The organism is Bacterioplanes sanyensis, from assembly GCF_002237535.1.
Taxonomy (GTDB): Bacteria; Pseudomonadota; Gammaproteobacteria; order Pseudomonadales; family Oceanobacteraceae; genus Bacterioplanes; species Bacterioplanes sanyensis_A.
The window spans coordinates 2,400,177-2,415,669 of sequence record NZ_CP022530.1 but is presented as its reverse complement, the minus strand read 5'-3'; the positions used below and the strand labels follow the sequence as shown (position 1 = coordinate 2,415,669).

General features: G+C 52.9%; 10 protein-coding genes. 1 reads left to right on the top strand and 9 read right to left on the bottom strand.

Features of this window, described 5'->3' with window-relative positions; translation table 11 throughout:
* Positions 1 to 88: 88 nt before the first annotated feature.
* Positions 89 to 2,575, top strand: coding sequence for a glycerol-3-phosphate 1-O-acyltransferase PlsB (plsB, locus tag CHH28_RS11225; RefSeq protein WP_094060394.1), 2,487 nt, complete (start codon positions 89 to 91; stop codon positions 2,573 to 2,575).
* A 64-nt stretch (positions 2,576 to 2,639) separates the two neighbouring features.
* Here plsB and CHH28_RS11220 read toward each other — a convergent pair whose 3' ends face one another.
* From CHH28_RS11220 to CHH28_RS11180, 9 genes are all read right to left on the bottom strand, one after another.
* A complete protein-coding gene (locus CHH28_RS11220) occupies positions 2,640 to 3,461 on the bottom strand; it encodes a class I SAM-dependent methyltransferase (RefSeq protein WP_233243615.1) in 822 nt (273 codons plus the stop codon).
* A complete protein-coding gene (locus CHH28_RS11215) occupies positions 3,458 to 4,264 on the bottom strand; it encodes an undecaprenyl-diphosphate phosphatase (protein WP_094060393.1) in 807 nt (268 codons plus the stop codon). Before CHH28_RS11215 ends, CHH28_RS11220 begins: the two co-directional genes overlap by 4 nt.
* Positions 4,265 to 4,269: 5 nt before the next feature.
* On the bottom strand, positions 4,270 to 4,950 hold the full coding sequence (tsaB, locus tag CHH28_RS11210) for a tRNA (adenosine(37)-N6)-threonylcarbamoyltransferase complex dimerization subunit type 1 TsaB (protein ID WP_094060392.1): 681 nt from the start codon (positions 4,948 to 4,950) through the stop codon (positions 4,270 to 4,272).
* 128 nt (positions 4,951 to 5,078) lie between these two features.
* Positions 5,079 to 6,161: a hypothetical protein gene (locus CHH28_RS11205; RefSeq protein ID WP_094060391.1), complete on the bottom strand. Its 1,083-nt coding sequence runs from the start codon at positions 6,159 to 6,161 to the stop codon at positions 5,079 to 5,081.
* Positions 6,162 to 7,371: 1,210 nt separating this feature from the next.
* Positions 7,372 to 8,025 carry an adenylate kinase gene (gene adk, locus CHH28_RS11200; RefSeq protein WP_094060390.1) on the bottom strand — a complete coding sequence of 218 codons (654 nt, stop codon included), beginning with the start codon at positions 8,023 to 8,025 and terminating at the stop codon, positions 7,372 to 7,374.
* Between the two features lie 209 nt (positions 8,026 to 8,234).
* Positions 8,235 to 10,868, bottom strand: a complete 2,634-nt coding sequence (gene ppc, locus CHH28_RS11195) for a phosphoenolpyruvate carboxylase (protein ID WP_094060389.1) — start codon at positions 10,866 to 10,868, stop codon at positions 8,235 to 8,237.
* A gap of 186 nt (positions 10,869 to 11,054) precedes the next feature.
* On the bottom strand, positions 11,055 to 11,864 hold the full coding sequence (mazG, locus tag CHH28_RS11190) for a nucleoside triphosphate pyrophosphohydrolase (protein ID WP_233243614.1): 810 nt from the start codon (positions 11,862 to 11,864) through the stop codon (positions 11,055 to 11,057).
* On the bottom strand, positions 11,864 to 14,122 hold the full coding sequence (gene relA, locus CHH28_RS11185) for a GTP diphosphokinase (RefSeq protein WP_094060388.1): 2,259 nt from the start codon (positions 14,120 to 14,122) through the stop codon (positions 11,864 to 11,866). The genes mazG and relA overlap by 1 nt, the downstream gene beginning before the upstream one ends.
* 2 nt (positions 14,123 to 14,124) lie before the next feature.
* A complete protein-coding gene (locus tag CHH28_RS11180; protein ID WP_094060387.1) occupies positions 14,125 to 15,435 on the bottom strand; it encodes a methyltransferase domain-containing protein in 1,311 nt (436 codons plus the stop codon).
* Positions 15,436 to 15,493: the final 58 nt, after the last annotated feature.

The window sequence follows — 15,493 nt, the reverse complement described above, 5'->3', positions numbered from 1 at the left end:
GTGCCTGGAAATCACCAACGGCGTTTAATCCGCGTCGTTGGCAGGGTAAACTCCGCTGCTGTTATTTCGGCAACCGATTCAGGCCAACATGAGTTTTCTAAAGTCGTTGCGACGCACCCTATTTCGCTGGCAGCAAACCTGGCTGTACAGCATTATTCGCACCCAGATCATTGGGCCAAGCGTGGATGAATTCAACCTCGACCCGAGCAAACCTGTGGTGTACGCCCTGCTGTATCGCTCGCGTGCCGAACAACTGGTGATCGACCGCGAAGTGCGCCAATTTGGCTGGCCAGCACCACGCTTGGGAGATGACCAACATCAACTGGACAGCTCACCGTTTTTTCCGATTTATCGCCGCGCGGGGGCGCCGTTTCGCAAACGCGCCACGCCTGTGGTGCATCGCTATCTGGTGCGTCATTGCCAGTGGCTGCAAGAGCACGACGCCGACGACATTCAAGTCGTGCCCGTGCGTGTCTTTTGGGGCCGTGCGCCAGATAAAGAAGGGTCGTTTCTGCGCATCTGGCTGCAGAACAGCGGCACCCTCGGTGGTCGCCTGACGACCTTGATGGCGATTTTACTCAATGGCCGCAATACTTTTGTACATTTCAGTAAACCTCTGTCATTACGCGAACTCAGCGAAGACAGCAAAAGCCCGGAACTGTTAGCGCGTAAAGTGGCGCGGGTGTTGCGCGTGCACAATCGCCATGTGTCAGCGTCGGTGCTGGGCCCGGATCTATCCCACCGCCGCACCTTGGTGCACAAAATTCCGCACGCCCCCACCGTGGTAAAAGCCATTGAAGAGGAAGTCACTAGTAAAGGCATCAGTCGCCAGCAAGCGCAGGGCAAAGCACTGAAATACGCCGATGAGATTGCCTCCAACATTTCTTACACCAATGTTCGCTTTCTCGATGTGGTGCTGACGTGGGTGTGGAATAAAATCTACGATGGCGTACAGGTGCACAATATCGATCACCTGAAAGAGGTGAGCAAAGACAACGCCATTATCTATGTGCCTTGCCATCGCAGTCATATCGACTATCTGTTGCTGTCTTATTTGCTCTACCACCAAGGACTGCAACTGCCACAAATTGCCGCTGGCATTAATCTGAATATGCCCATCGTCGGCCCAATCTTACGCCGCGGCGGTGCTTTTTTTATGCGCCGTACGTTCCGAGACAACCCTCTGTATTCGGCCGTATTTGACCAATACTTGCATACGATTTTTACCCACGGATACGCCACCGAGTATTTTGTTGAAGGTGGGCGCAGTCGCACTGGCCGTACACTGAACCCGAAGGCCGGCATGCTGGCGATGACGTTGCGCAGCTACCTGCGCGACTCACGCAAGCCCATTTTGTTTGTACCTGTGTACACCGGCTATGAAAAAGTGTTCGAAGCCGGCAGCTATCTGGGTGAATTGCGCGGTAAGAAAAAGCAAAAGGAAAGCCTGCTGGGTGTGCTCGGCACGCTGCGTTCGTTCCGCAAATCCTTTGGCAAGGTACACGTCACCTTCGGTGAGCCCATTTACTTGACGCAATTCCTCGACCAGCAGCAACCCGGCTGGCAACAACAGAATTACCAGGAGTGTGATTTCCGCCCACAGTGGGCACGCGATGTTGTCGACAATCTGGCGCTCAAGGTTGTCACGGAAATCAATCGGGCCACATCGGTAAACCCGATTAACCTGGTTGCGTTATCCATCCTGGCATCACCACGGCAAGCCATGGAAGAAGCACAGCTGATTGCGCAAATGGACGCCTATAAACGACTGATGGAATTCACTCCTTACAGCCCTCTGACGCAACTTCCAGAAGGCAATGGCCAGGACTGGTTAAGCTACGCTGAGCAACTGGAAGTGGTATCACGCTCCAGCCACCCGATGGGCGATTTGATTCAAACCAATGAGCGCCAGGCCGTCACCCTCACCTATTACCGCAATAATGTTCTGCACCTATATGCTTTGCCTTCGCTGCTGGCCTGCTTGTTTATCAGCAACGATCGCTATCAGCGTGAAGAAGTGATCGAAATGGTGCAAACCCTGTATCCCTTCTTACAAGCAGAGCTGTTTTTGCAGTGGCCACCAGAGGCGCTGCCCGAACTCGTGCAGCAATGGCTAGAGGCTTTGGTGGGCGTTGGATATTTGTACCACGGTGAACAGGGGTACCACGCCACACCTGCGCACAGCGATGAGTTTAATCAGCTCAATGGTTTGGCGGGCAATATGCTGCAAACACTGCAGCGTTACTATTTGACCATCAGTTTGATTCAGCACACCCACGCACCACTCGATGCCGCCCAATTGGAAGAGCGTGCAACATTACTGGCACAGCGCATCGGTTTGCTCTACGGCATTAACTCACCGGAGTTTTTTGACAAGCAATTGTTCAGAACTCTGATTCGTCAGCTGCTAAGGCTTGAGTTTGCCCAAGAGGGAGATGACGGCAAGCTGCAAGCGACGCAGCAAATGCCGGAGTTGCTGGTGGTTCTTGAAGGCTTGCTGGACGGTGCTTTGCGACAAAGTATTCAGCGCAGCGTGGTTGCAGGCGGCAACACGCCAACCGAAAAAAACGCCTAGCCATTCAAACCCGTTAGCGTGATCAGCAGCGGCGCCAATCGGCGCCGCTTTTTTGTTCCATCAGTTACGGCGCTTCCACCTTAGCTTTGGCGTAAACATCAAAGCGGTTGGCCTTGCCTGTCAGAGCGTAAGTTGGAGCCTGCCCTGCCAATGGCGGCGCTTTTCGGGCGCGCTTGACCGCACAACGACAGCGCGCGACACGCAACGCCTCATGCAGCAACTCATCGGCGTCGTCATCTTGCCCAACAACATGACGAAAGGCCTGCATGTCCTTTTTCACTTGCGCTTTTTGCCGACCATCGTGAGCAAACATTGGATCGAGATATATCACATCCACACTATTGTCAGGCTGTTGTTGCAACCAATCTTTAGCACCGATGTGCTGCAACTGAATGCGCTGTACGACGTTTCGAGTCTCATCATCAACCAAGACAGGCCGCAATGCCTGTAGCGCTTGCCATGGCGCAGGCAGATGCCTGTTACCAGCGCGACTTAAGCCATCGCTCAATAACGCAGCGACCACAGGGTGGCGCTCCAGCGCCGTTACCTGACAACCGAGAGACGCTAAAACAAAGGCATCACGCCCAAGACCCGCAGTTAAATCAGCAACACTGGGAACATAGCGACCAATACCAATCGCCTTGGCAATGTCCTGCCCTTTGCCGCCACCAAAACGGCGCCGGTGAGCATTGGCACCCGCACAAAAGTCGACGGTAACGGCACTTTTATCGGCCGCCTGCTGCTGCAAGCTCAATCCCTGCAGCGTCAGACTCAGATGATATTCACCGTCGTCTGGCCATTGTTGCTTTATCGCCAAACCATAGTGTTCGCACAAGGCCGCAGCAATGGCATCCAGAGAGTGGTCGTTACATACTAAAGCCGTCACAATGCGCCACCCATGAGCAGTACCAATAACAGCAAACCAAGACACAGCCGATACACAACAAATGGCAGCAAGCCAATACGCTCGAGCCAAATTAAAAACCAATGGATGCACAGCCACGCACTCACGGCCGCAACCAAGGTGGCAAACAGTAGCATCAACCAGCCACTGCCATCGCCGCCACTGACCAGTTCCATGATTTTTAGTAGGGTGGCAGCCAATATCAGCGGAATGGACAGCAAAAAAGAAAAGCGTGCGGCATCGACGCGTTGAAAGCCCAACAGCAATGCCGCAGTAATGGTAATGCCACTGCGCGATGTACCCGGTATCAGCGCGAGTGCTTGTGCCAAACCAATCACCAACACGGCGGTAAAGGTCAATTGCAATAGCGTTTTTTGCTCAGTGGCTTTGCGGTCTGCAACCCACAGCAGCAACCCAAAACCCAACGTGGTGATGGCAATGACCCACAAACTTCTGAGCGATTGCTCAATCCAGTCGTTTAAAATCAAACCGGCCAGCGCTGCCGGTACGGTCGCAATGATGATCCACCAGCCAAGACGAGCATCGTTATCCGGCTGGCTAAAACCGGTAACCAAAAAACGTTGCCCAATACGCCAAACATCGCGCCGAAAGTAGGTCATGACCGCCAGCAAGGTGCCAAAATGAACGGCAACGTCAAATGCCAACCCCTGATCAGGCCAACCCAATAGCTTCGATGGCAATATCAAATGAGCGGAGCTGGAGATGGGCAGGAATTCGGTTAAACCTTGCAGCAGCGCCAATACCAACGCCTGAAAGAAATCCATAATACTTACCGCTTCAGCAAGCTGGGTTGCTCAGCCAGTTTTTTCCAAGCGACACCCTCTCGCAAGTACACCGGCTGATGATCCTCAATACAGCCAAAGCCGCCTGCTGACCATTGCTGCAAAACCAAAGGGACTAAGTCTTCTGCTACCAGCTCTTTGTCAGGGTTACCGCTACGATGTTGTAACGGCGCCAATTTCAAACCATTGCCAACGGCGGATAGTGTTTCATCCGTGTTCGCCAAATAAAGGTCTGGCGACCCTACATGCTCTTCACCGTCGAGTAGCGCTAGTCCATTTTCATAACGGTATTGCGCCCAGAATACTTCACCCATATGCGCATCCAGTACCGCTAGCATGCGCTGTCCGTCTGGTTTTAGTTGCGATTGCGCCAGCCCTTGTAAGGTAGAAATACCGCACACGGGTAAATCAAGCCCCATAGCAATGCCCTGCATAACCGATGCGGCAATACGGATTCCAGTAAATGACCCCGGCCCACGTGCATAAGCAATACCATCGAGTTGTTGTCGAGCCAGGCCAGAGCGAACCAGAACTTCGTCCACCATCGGCAGCAAACGCTGGGCGTGTTTACGCGGCTGTACCTCAGACTGGGCCACGACACCGTCTGCTGTTTTTAAAGCCACGGAGCAAAAAGTAGAGGAAGCATCCAAAATCAATAAGTTCGCCATAACAACTCAGGTCGTGGTTGAAAGGGGCGGGAGTATAACAAAGGTCGTTTGTCTGGTCAGAGAATAGACCACGTCGACATAGAAGGGGGGAAGAAGCATCGCACCGGGCTGGTGCGATGCTTAAGGTATTACTCTGCTGGCTTATCCGCAGTTTCAACCTTTGCAGGTGCTGCAGGCTTAGCTGCCGCTTTTTCTGCTGCCGCCTTTGGTGGACGACCACGACGCTTTGGCGCTGCTTTTTCTGCACTCGGCGCAGCTGCTGCCTTTGGTGGACGACCGCGACGCTTAGGTGCTGCCTTTTCTGCAGTGGCTGCTGCCGCCTTTGGTGGACGACCGCGACGCTTAGGCGCTGCTTTCTCTGCGGTGGCTGCTGCCGCCTTTGGTGGACGACCGCGACGCTTAGGTGCTGCTTTCTCTGCGGTGGCTGCTGCTGCCTTTGGTGGACGACCGCGGCGCTTAGGCGCTGCTTTTTCTGCAGTCGCTGTTTCTGCCTTTGGTGGACGACCACGGCGCTTAGGTGCTGCTTTTTCTGCCGTCGCTGTTGCTGCCTTTGGTGGACGACCGCGACGCTTAGGCGCTGCTTTTTCGGTGCTGGAAGCCGCAGCCTTAGCTGGACGCCCTGGACGAGAAGTTTTCTCAGCGGCATCGGCAGCTTCTGCCAAACGCTTCTGCAACTTCTTAACGGCCGCAGCCGCTTTGCTTTGTTCTTTCTTCTGTTGCGATTTTACTTTAGCGCCATCTTTGCGCTCTTGCTGCTTGCGCCATTTTGTTTCAAAGGCTTGCAGCGCTTTGCTCAACTCAGCTTCAGCTTTTTCGCTGAGCTTGGTTTGATATTCCTGAACTGCTTGCTCAGCCTGTGACTGAACTTCCAGGATGCGTGCTTCCAACTCAGCCACTTTCAGGCCTGCTTTGGCTTTGCGCATCGCCGCTTTCAGCTTTTGCAGCTTTTCTTTTTCAGCCTTAACCTTGTCAGCCGCCCGGGTTGCCGCACGTTTTGTCGCAGCAGTAGCGCGAGGGCTGGTGGTTTTCGCTTTGGCTTCTACCGCAGCTTTCTCTGCGGTTTGTACTTTACCTTCTTGAGTTGCAACAGCAGACTCGGCTTTAAGTAAGGCAGCACTAGCCTTAGCGATCACCGCAGGTACAGCCTTATCAGCTGTTTTCGCTGCTGGCTTGCGACCGCGCTTGGCAGGGGCTTTTTTAGGTCTGGCCATATTTAATTCCTCTGTTTTCACCTAAATCTTTAGCAAACGCCAGCGCAGGCACTGACGACGGGGCTTACATATATTGCTCTGGATTATGACTATCGTAGCTCAGTGCAAGTTCAGCACATAAGGTTTGCCACATTCACGCGATGACATTCAGCCACACATAACAACTGAAGCAAACGTATACGTAATCGAGAATCCAAAATTCCACCCAGTGCAATAATAGTATTTATATAACAAAAACCAAAATATTTATGCGATAAAACGCCACATTCAGGCCACTTTGTGTAAATTTCGATACCTGCAACTGCTTTCTTGTCACTTGAGCGTCAAAATTTGGCAGATTTCGGGTGACAGCAAAACTCTTCGGCTACATATTTGCGAGTATTCACTGCAACAAAAGAGTTAGCGCTCCATCATCAACCTAGTCTTTTGCCATTCAGCGGCCATACCTTCCCAGAGGTGACTTGTATAAACATGGCAGCAGGATTTATCAGCAGTCGTTCCGGTGCTCCAAAACTATGACCAGCCTTCTCTAAAACTCTGAAGGCACCCTCTAGTGCATGCATGTCGCTCCTACCACTCACCCCTCACACCCCATCACTCTCCCGCCAGCTCAACCATATTGAACCAAGAGACAAATTAGCAGCCAGGAGTTCATTGATAGCACAGTAGATATCAGATATCACTGGCGCCCCCAGAGAAATGCGTTAACCAGTCACAGCGGATAATTACCCTGCCAGCGACAGAAGCTGCCCAGTTGGCCAACCCGAGCATCATATTTAATGAATAGGCCGCTGCTGAAATATCAGCGATATTCCGTAAGGAAGTGCGCCTCAGCAGTGTGCTTCTACCTTGAGAAACTGTGCATTGAGATCAACATCGCTCAGCGTTTCTATAAGCTAGAGTGGCGATCCGCACAACTCGCCTAATGCTAACGGGTGCAAAGGGTGTCGATTGGGTAGGAGCGTCAAACCGTACGGTGAAGCCCTGCCCTGCCACGCCAGCGTGGCCATTAAGATTTGAACCACAGGCTTTGACGTTGACCAGAACCCGCGAGAACTGACGTTCTATTTCGCGTTATTGGCCGATATGACAGTAAGGTTGGTATATATCGTCAATTGCCGCGCAAGCAACCGAGGATTTTATGAAGAAGTGATTTATAGCGAAGACGATATCATTGCCGGATTCCCCGGCAATGATATAAATAGCAATATCAGGACAATGCAGACAGCACCGCTGCTTTAATATCGTCCAACGATCCAACACCTGCAATGTGGTGGTAGTTCGGCGCATTATCACCTTGATCGGCTTTTAGTTCTTTATAAAAGCTGACCAATGGGGCCGTTTGGTCATGATAAATGGCCAAACGCTTACGTACGGTTTCTTCTTGATCATCGTCACGTTGAATCAAATCTTCACCGCTGACGTCGTCTTTGCCAGCGACCGACGGTGGATTGTATTCCACATGGTAGACACGACCAGAACCTGGATGTACACGACGACCGCTCAAACGTTTCACAATCTCTTCGTCATCCACGTCAATTTCAACCACATGGTCAATGGCGACACCAGCGTCAATCATGGCTTGTGCTTGTGGAATGGTGCGAGGGAAACCGTCAAACAAGAAACCATTGCTGCAGTCTTGTTGTTGGATACGTTCCTTGACCAAATCGATGATGATGTCATCCGATACCAGGCCACCAGTTTCCATGATTTCTTTGACTTTCAGGCCTAACTCAGTGCCTGCTTTTACGGCTGCGCGCAACATATCACCCGTCGAGATCTGTGGAATGGTGAACTTGTCGCAAATAAACTGTGCCTGCGTACCTTTACCGGCACCGGGAGCACCCAGCAGAATTACGCGCATGCGCATACTCCTTGTGGTTAATGAATAGCTGTATGCTGAACTGACTGATCAATTTTCGGCCAGAATGCAAAAAAATAGGCCTAACCTTACTCTGACCCACGCTTGGTCTCAAGTCGTCATCCAGAAAAAGCCCGCTTAGTGACGGGCGACTTTGGTCTAGCCGGGCTGACGCTGGGCCGAAATCCACCGACACAGCGCCAGCCAGAGAATCAGCCAGTATTGCGCATTCCCGCTGCGATGCCCGCCATGGTCACCTTCAGAGCTTGCTCAACTTGCTCATGACTGCTGTCGCCAGCTTGACGCTCACGGTACAACAGCTCGCTTTGCAGATAGTGCAACGGATCTGTGTACGGGTTTCTAACGTCCATGGAGTACTGCAACGCGGGGTTATCGTGCAATAAATGTGGTTGTTGTTTGATCGCCAGTACCAGCTCACGCGCTTGCTCCAGCCTCTGGCGCAACAAACTGCCCAGTGGTTGCAACTCAACTGGCACCAAACGGCGCTCATAATAAGTGACAATGGCTAAGTCGGATTTCGACAACACCATTTCCAACATATCTATGTAGGTGCGAAAGAATGGCCACTTTTCATACATAGTATGCAGGGTGTCAATTTCGTTGCGACCAATACTGGCATGCAGCGCGGCGTCAGAGCCTAACCAAGCCGGTAACATTAAACGCATTTGCGTCCAGGCAAAGATCCAGGGAATGGCGCGCAAGGTTTCGATGCCACCGCCGGCTTTGCGGCGCGCCGGTCGGCTACCGAGGGCTAATTTACCCAATTCCATCTCTGGCGTTGCGGCGCGGAAATAGGTGACGAAGTCAGGCTCGTCTCTGACCATGGCACGGTAAGAAGTCACACCATCTTGCGCCAGCGTTTCCATTAACGAACGCCACTGCGGCTCAGGGGCAGCCGGTGGCAATAAGTTTGCCTCCAATACCGACGACACATAGACCTTTAAGTTACGCAAAGCCACTGCTGGCAAACCAAACTTAAAGCGAATCATCTCGCCTTGCTCAGTCACGCGTAAGCCACCTTTCACGGAACCTGGCGGTTGCGCCAAGATAGCGCTGTGCGCCGGGCCGCCACCGCGCCCCACCGTTCCGCCGCGACCATGAAATAAACGCAACCGAATGCCGGCCTCTTCTGCCGCTTGCGTCAGATTTTCTTGCGCTTGGTACTGAGCCCACACAGCGGCTAATTGTCCGGCGTCTTTGGAGGAGTCGGAATAACCAATCATGACTTGTTGGCGCTGCTGGCAATACTGCTGATACCAAGGCACTTGCCACAATTTTTTCATCCGCGGCGTGGCCAGCTCTAGGTCATTTAAGGTTTCGAACAAAGGCACGATGGGCAACGCATGGCGAACGCCACATTCCTGCAGCAATAACGCCACGGTCAAGATATCAGACGGCTCACTGGCCATAGAAATAATGTAACAAGATACTCCAGCCCCTTCTTCAGCGGCCAGCACCTTCATGGTGTTCAGCACTTCCTGGGCATTGTCTGATGGCTGCCAGTGGCGAGGAAACAGCGGACGGCGTGATTGCAGTTCCCGCAACAGCAATGCCTGCTTTTCCTCTTCGCTCCAACTGTAATAATCGCCCCACTGATAGAAATCGCACAGTTCGGCCATAACATCGCTGTGGCGAGTCGACTCCTGTCGCACATCCAGCTTCACCAAAGTCAAGCCAAAGCAGGCGACCCGCCGAATGGTGTCAAGCAAATGGCCGTCAGCCAAGGTTTTCATGCCTTGACTGACCAAACTGTGGTAACACAACAACAAAGGCTGCAATAGTTCGTCGTCGTTCAATAATGGCTGTTTATCGGTTTTCTTTCCCGACGCCTTGGCCTCAGCCCAACGGCGTGTCGCTTTTAAGCGTTCTCGCAACTGATGCATGCAGGCGCGATAAGGTTCATCTTCAGGATACGCTTGACGTAATTCGCTGCTGGCTTCGGTCATCGATAGCTGACCGCTTAAATGGTGAATGTCACGCAGGAATAAATCCGCCGCCATCCAGCGCGACAAAAACAATACTTCACGAGTAACGCGGGACGTCACATTGGGATTACCATCACGATCACCGCCCATCCACGAGGCGATGCGCACTGGTGCAGCCGTCAGCGGTAAGGCTTCGCTGCCGCGTGCCAACAATTGCTCATCGAGATGGCGCGTCAGTTGTGGAATAGCGTGCCACAGTGAGTTTTCGATCACCGCAAATCCCCACTTGGCTTCATCCACAGCCGTAGGACGAACACGACGAATTTCATCCGTCTGCCAGATTTCTTCCACCAATACCGACAAACGCTGCTCAATGGCTTGCAACTGCGGGTGATCGTCGCGCAAGTCGTCACGTTGTTGTAATAATTGCGAAATTTCGTCGTATTTCTGGATCAAGGTACGACGTGTAACCTCAGTCGGGTGCGCCGTAAGCACCAGTTCAATATCAACGTCCGCCACTTGCTGGCACAAATCGCTACCGCGCACACCGTTGTGTTCCAGGCGATTCAATAAATCATCAAACAGCTGATCGACATCATCATTGAGAAATTCTGCCCGCCGCCAGCTAGCACCGTGCTGCTGTTCGGCAATATTGGCCAGATTAAGGAATTGATTAAACCCGCGTACTACAGGCAACACAGCATCGTCTGGAATGGTTTTCAACATCGCCAACAGACGATCGCGTTCGTGTTCTTCACCGCTGCGCGCTGCTTTGGCTTGCTGGCGAATGTCTTCGATACGCTGCAACATCTCATCGCCTTGATGGCGGGCGATGGTTTGCCCCAACAAATTGCCTAACAAGCGCACCTTATCACGCAATAGGGCATCTAGTTCGCTCATTTAAACCTCCATTTCTTGGCCGTAGACCCATATTGTCCTGAAAGAAATGGAGAAACAATCTTTTCATGAGGATGGCAGCGCTGGCGTTTGAGAAAAGAGAATTCGATCTGCTCGCCAATCGCATGAAAGAAGCAAACGACCCTGGACATAGAATCGCCGCCGCCGCTAGCTAGAGGTTAAAGGAAACTAGTCGTTAGCAAGCGCTTTTTTGGCCTGCTGCCACGCAAGTTCCATCTGCTCGGCATCGGCTTGTTGCCAACCGCCTTGCTGCTCAATCGTATTCTCGACACGGGCAAAGCGCTGGGTAAAACGGTGATTGCAGCCACGCAACGCTTCTTCCGGATCAATATCGAGATGCCGCGCAAGGTTGGTTACAGCAAACAACAAATCACCGACTTCGTGCTGCAGACGTTGAGCATTACCGGCAGGCAGCTCGTCCACCACCTCCTGCAGCTCTTCTTCAATTTTGGCCATAACGCCGTCAACGTCGGGCCAATCGAACCCAACTTTGCTGGCCTTTTTTTGCAACTTGACCGCACGCTGCATCGCCGGCAACGCCAACGGCACATCGGCCAAAATAGAAGTGGGCGCAGACGGCTTTTCTTGCTGTTTTATCGCCTCCCAATTGACCGATACTTCGGCAATGTCTGGGCTAATTGAGGCATCTCGCTCACTCTCCAGCGTGCCTCCAGGAAATACGTGAGGATGACGGCGTATAAGCTTTTGCACCAGCTTGTCGATGATGCCAGCGACAGTGAAATACTCACGCTCCTGCCCCAACTGACCGTAAAAAATCACCTGGAACAACAGATCACCCAACTCCTCTTCGAGGTGTGGCCAATCTTGTTGCTCAATGGCGTCGGCGACTTCGTACGCTTCTTCCAAGGTATGCGGCACAATAGTGTGAAAATCTTGCTTTAGATCCCATGGACAACCGGTTTTCGGGTTGCGCAGCCGTGCCATGCAATACAATAAATCATCCAGCTGATACGGCACTACACCCCTCCCCGAATACGCCGCGCGGCAATCACGTTCGGCAATTGATCGATTTTATTCATCAGCCGGGCAAAATGCTCCAAGCTGTCAACTTCTACGGTTAAGCTCATCAGCGCCGTATTATCGTTGCGGTTGGTTTGCGTATTCACCGACAGCACATTGATGCGCTCATTGGCCAACAACGCGCTGACATCTCGCAGCAAACCGGTGCGATCGTAAGCAGAAATTTTCATGTCCACCGGATAGCGATGCTGCGGCTCATCTCCCCAGCTGACCTGCAAAATACGCTCTGGCTCATGGGCACCCAAATGCAGCACATTGTCACAGTCGCTGCGATGCACCACGACACCACGGCCTTTGGTGATGTAACCGCAAATATCGTCACCAGGAACCGGCGAACAACAGCTGGCCATTTGCGTCAACAGGTTGCCAACGCCTTCGATAAAGACATCGTTGGCTGAGTCATCCGTGCGTTTAGGCGCAGCGGCTCGGCGCAGTAATGGCAACTCTTGCTGGTCCATTGGCGCCGGCTGACGTTGATCCACCTGCTGTAAAACTTGGTGAACAATTTGCCCCAGGCGCAAATCCCCAGCGCCCACCGCAGCGTACATATCATCGGTGGACTTCATGTTCATTTTTTCCGCCACTGGCTGCAGTGCTTCGTCGGCCAAGTCCAACCGATCCAGTTCACGCATCACCAATTGGCGACCTTCTTCAATATTCTGATCTCGCGCTTGGCGTTTAAACCAATGGGTCACTTTGGCGCGGGCACGGGTGGTGTGCAGATAACCCGAATCTGGATACAGCCAGTCACGGCTTGGGTGGGCATTTGCACTGGTGAGAATTTCCACCTGCTCGCCGGTATTGAGCAAATAGGTCAAAGGCACAATGCGACCGTTTACCTTTGCACCGCGGCATTTATTACCCACCTCGGTGTGCACACGATAAGCAAAATCCACCGGTGTCGCTTTGGGTGGCAAATCGACCACATGGCCATCTGGCGTGAACACATAAATGCGATCGGGGTTGATATCGGAACGAAATTCGCCGGCCAATTCTGGTAAATCGTCCAGCTCTTCGTGCCATTCCAGCACCTGGCGCAGCCAAGCAATTTTCTGCTCATAGCCCTGATCTTTGGCGCTGGTATCCGTGCCCTTATACAACCAATGCGCACAGACGCCTAACTCTGCGTCCTCGTGCATATCGTGGGTGCGGATTTGCACTTCCAGAATTTTGCCTTCGGTATCAATCACCGCGGTATGCAATGAGCGATAACCGTTTTCCTTCGGATTAGCGATGTAATCATCAAATTCATGCGGGATGTGGCGCCACAAGGAATGGACAATACCCAACGCGGCGTAGCAGTCGCGCATGGTCGGCACCAAAATGCGCACCGCGCGGATGTCGTAAATCTGGGAAAAATCCAGATTTTTACGACTCATTTTTCGCCAAATGCTGTAAATGTGTTTGGCCCGGCCATAAACATCGCATTTGATACCAGCGGCCAGCATTTCGTCGCGCAAACGATGCACCGCTTGCTCAATATACTGCTGGCGCGCCATGCGCTTTTCATCCAGCAAAGACGCGATTTGCTTGTACGCTTCAGGCTGCAGGTAACGGAAGGAAAGATCCTCTAGCTCCCATTTAAGATGACCAATACCTAAACGATGCGCCAGAGGCGCATAGATACTGAAAACTTCGTCAGCTACTTTGCGACGCTTATCTTCTGGCGCGTCTTTGACCGCGCGGATGGCGGACGTGCGTTCAGCTAGTTTAATCAGCGCCACACGGACGTCGTCGATCATGGCGACCAGCATCTTACGCAGGTTATCTACCTGGGCTTCTCGCTGACCTAATACGCTGTCGCCAGACGAGTTCTGGATCGCACTGATGGCCGCCATGCGCAATACACCTTCGATCAAGGTGGCGACGGTTTCACCAAACTGACGCTCGACTTTTTGCAACGCCAACCGACCTTCGCGCACGGCGCGATACAAAATAGCGGCGACGATGGAATCGGTGTCTAACCGCAAATCCAGCAATACATTGGCCATTTCAATACCCATCTGGGCACTGTCAATGGACCAGTAAGTACGGTTCGCTATGGCCTCGTCAGACAACTGCTTAGCCAGCAACAACGCCTCGTGCAGTCGCTCAGGGTCTTTTACATCTTGCGATTGTTGAATGCTGTCTAACCAGCGTTCGACGTCGAGTGAACCATCGTGCAACAACGGGTGATCTTCGCGTACTTTAACCATAACTATTTCCCCACCCTGGTTAGCAACACCATGGTTTCCACATGATGGGTTTGTGGAAACATATCCATTATTCCTGCGCGTGTGACTCGGTAACCCCCTGCTACCAGGCTGCCCAAGTCGCGACTTAGCGTAGCAGCATCGCAGGCAACATACAGTATGCGCCCGACGGGGTTATCTATCAGGTGTTCAACCACCGCCGCAGCACCAGCCCTGGGCGGATCAAGCAGCACGGCGTCTAGCGCTGGCAAGGCCTGAAGCGCCTGCGCGGACGACAAATCCGCCTGTTGCGCCGTGACCGCCAGACCTTGGCGCCGCGCCTGCTCTTGCAAGCTGGATACCATATTGGCCTGGACCTCCACCGCCACCACATTGGCACGGCGCCGAGCCAGTGCCATGCTGAAATTGCCATGACCGGCAAACAAGTCGGCGATCTGCTCATCTGGCTCTGGTGCCAGCCAGTCCATCGCTTGCTCCACCATGGCCAAGTTCACCGCACGATTCACTTGGACAAAATCATCCGGTTGCAGTTGCAAATCATGGCCATCGACCTGATGCACCAGCTCTGGATAATCTGTCCGCAAAGGCTCTGGCGGCGCATGTTTGTGGTACTTCAACCATAACTGTACCGGCAACGCCTCTGCCTGGTTGTTCACAAATGCGATTAATTGTTGCTCACTGTCAGGCGCCAGAGGCTTCAGCAGCCGCAACGTCAATACCAAGGCGTTATCCGCTTGCAGAGCCTCGATTTGTGTCAGCTCGGCGCGCCTCGGCCATTGCTGTAAAAATTCGCGCCACTGCTGCCAGTTCAGCAGTGGGTGTTCCACCATCACAGGGCAGAAATCAATGCTACTGATGTGTGACGAAGCCGACTCGCGAAAGCCCAGATAGACTTCCTGCTTTTCTTTACTAAAGCGAACCCCAAGGCGCGCTTTACGACGATAGTGCCAAGGCGCGGCAACCAAAGGGGGCTGCCAAAACTCAACATCAACACCTGCACGGGAGAACTCACGCTGCACTCGCTGCTGCTTGGCATCGACCTGCTGTGGATAATCCAAGTGCTGCAGCTGACAGCCGCCGCAACGTTGAAAATGCGCACAAGCCGGTTCAACACGATGTGGACTGGGCTCAATGACACGCTTTACCTTGGCGTAACACACCTTGCGCCGGCGTTCGCCCAGTGTTGCCTCCACCACCTCACCAGGCAGCGCACCGGCGACAAAAAACACGTCTCTACCGCGGCGAGCAACGCCCATGCCTTCGGAGTTTAAGCTGTCGATTTGCAGCGTCAGCAGACGCGACGTGGGGGAGCGCACAGAGAATTCCTCTAATAATGAGCGGCCAAACAACGGCCAGCAGCGGGCATTATTAGGA

Bases quoted from the DNA above. Each gene is read 5' to 3' on its own strand.
- CHH28_RS11205 (WP_094060391.1), bottom strand. From the start codon at position 6,161: ATGGCCAGACCTAAAAAAGCCCCTGCCAAGCGCGGTCGCAAGCCAGCA.
- tsaB (WP_094060392.1), bottom strand. From the start codon at position 4,950: ATGGCGAACTTATTGATTTTGGATGCTTCCTCTACTTTTTGCTCCGTG.
- adk (WP_094060390.1), bottom strand. From the start codon at position 8,025: ATGCGCGTAATTCTGCTGGGTGCTCCCGGTGCCGGTAAAGGTACGCAG.
- relA (WP_094060388.1), bottom strand. From the start codon at position 14,122: ATGGTTAAAGTACGCGAAGATCACCCGTTGTTGCACGATGGTTCACTC.
- plsB (WP_094060394.1), top strand. From the start codon at position 89: ATGAGTTTTCTAAAGTCGTTGCGACGCACCCTATTTCGCTGGCAGCAA.
- ppc (WP_094060389.1), bottom strand. From the start codon at position 10,868: ATGAGCGAACTAGATGCCCTATTGCGTGATAAGGTGCGCTTGTTAGGC.
- CHH28_RS11215 (WP_094060393.1), bottom strand. From the start codon at position 4,264: ATGGATTTCTTTCAGGCGTTGGTATTGGCGCTGCTGCAAGGTTTAACC.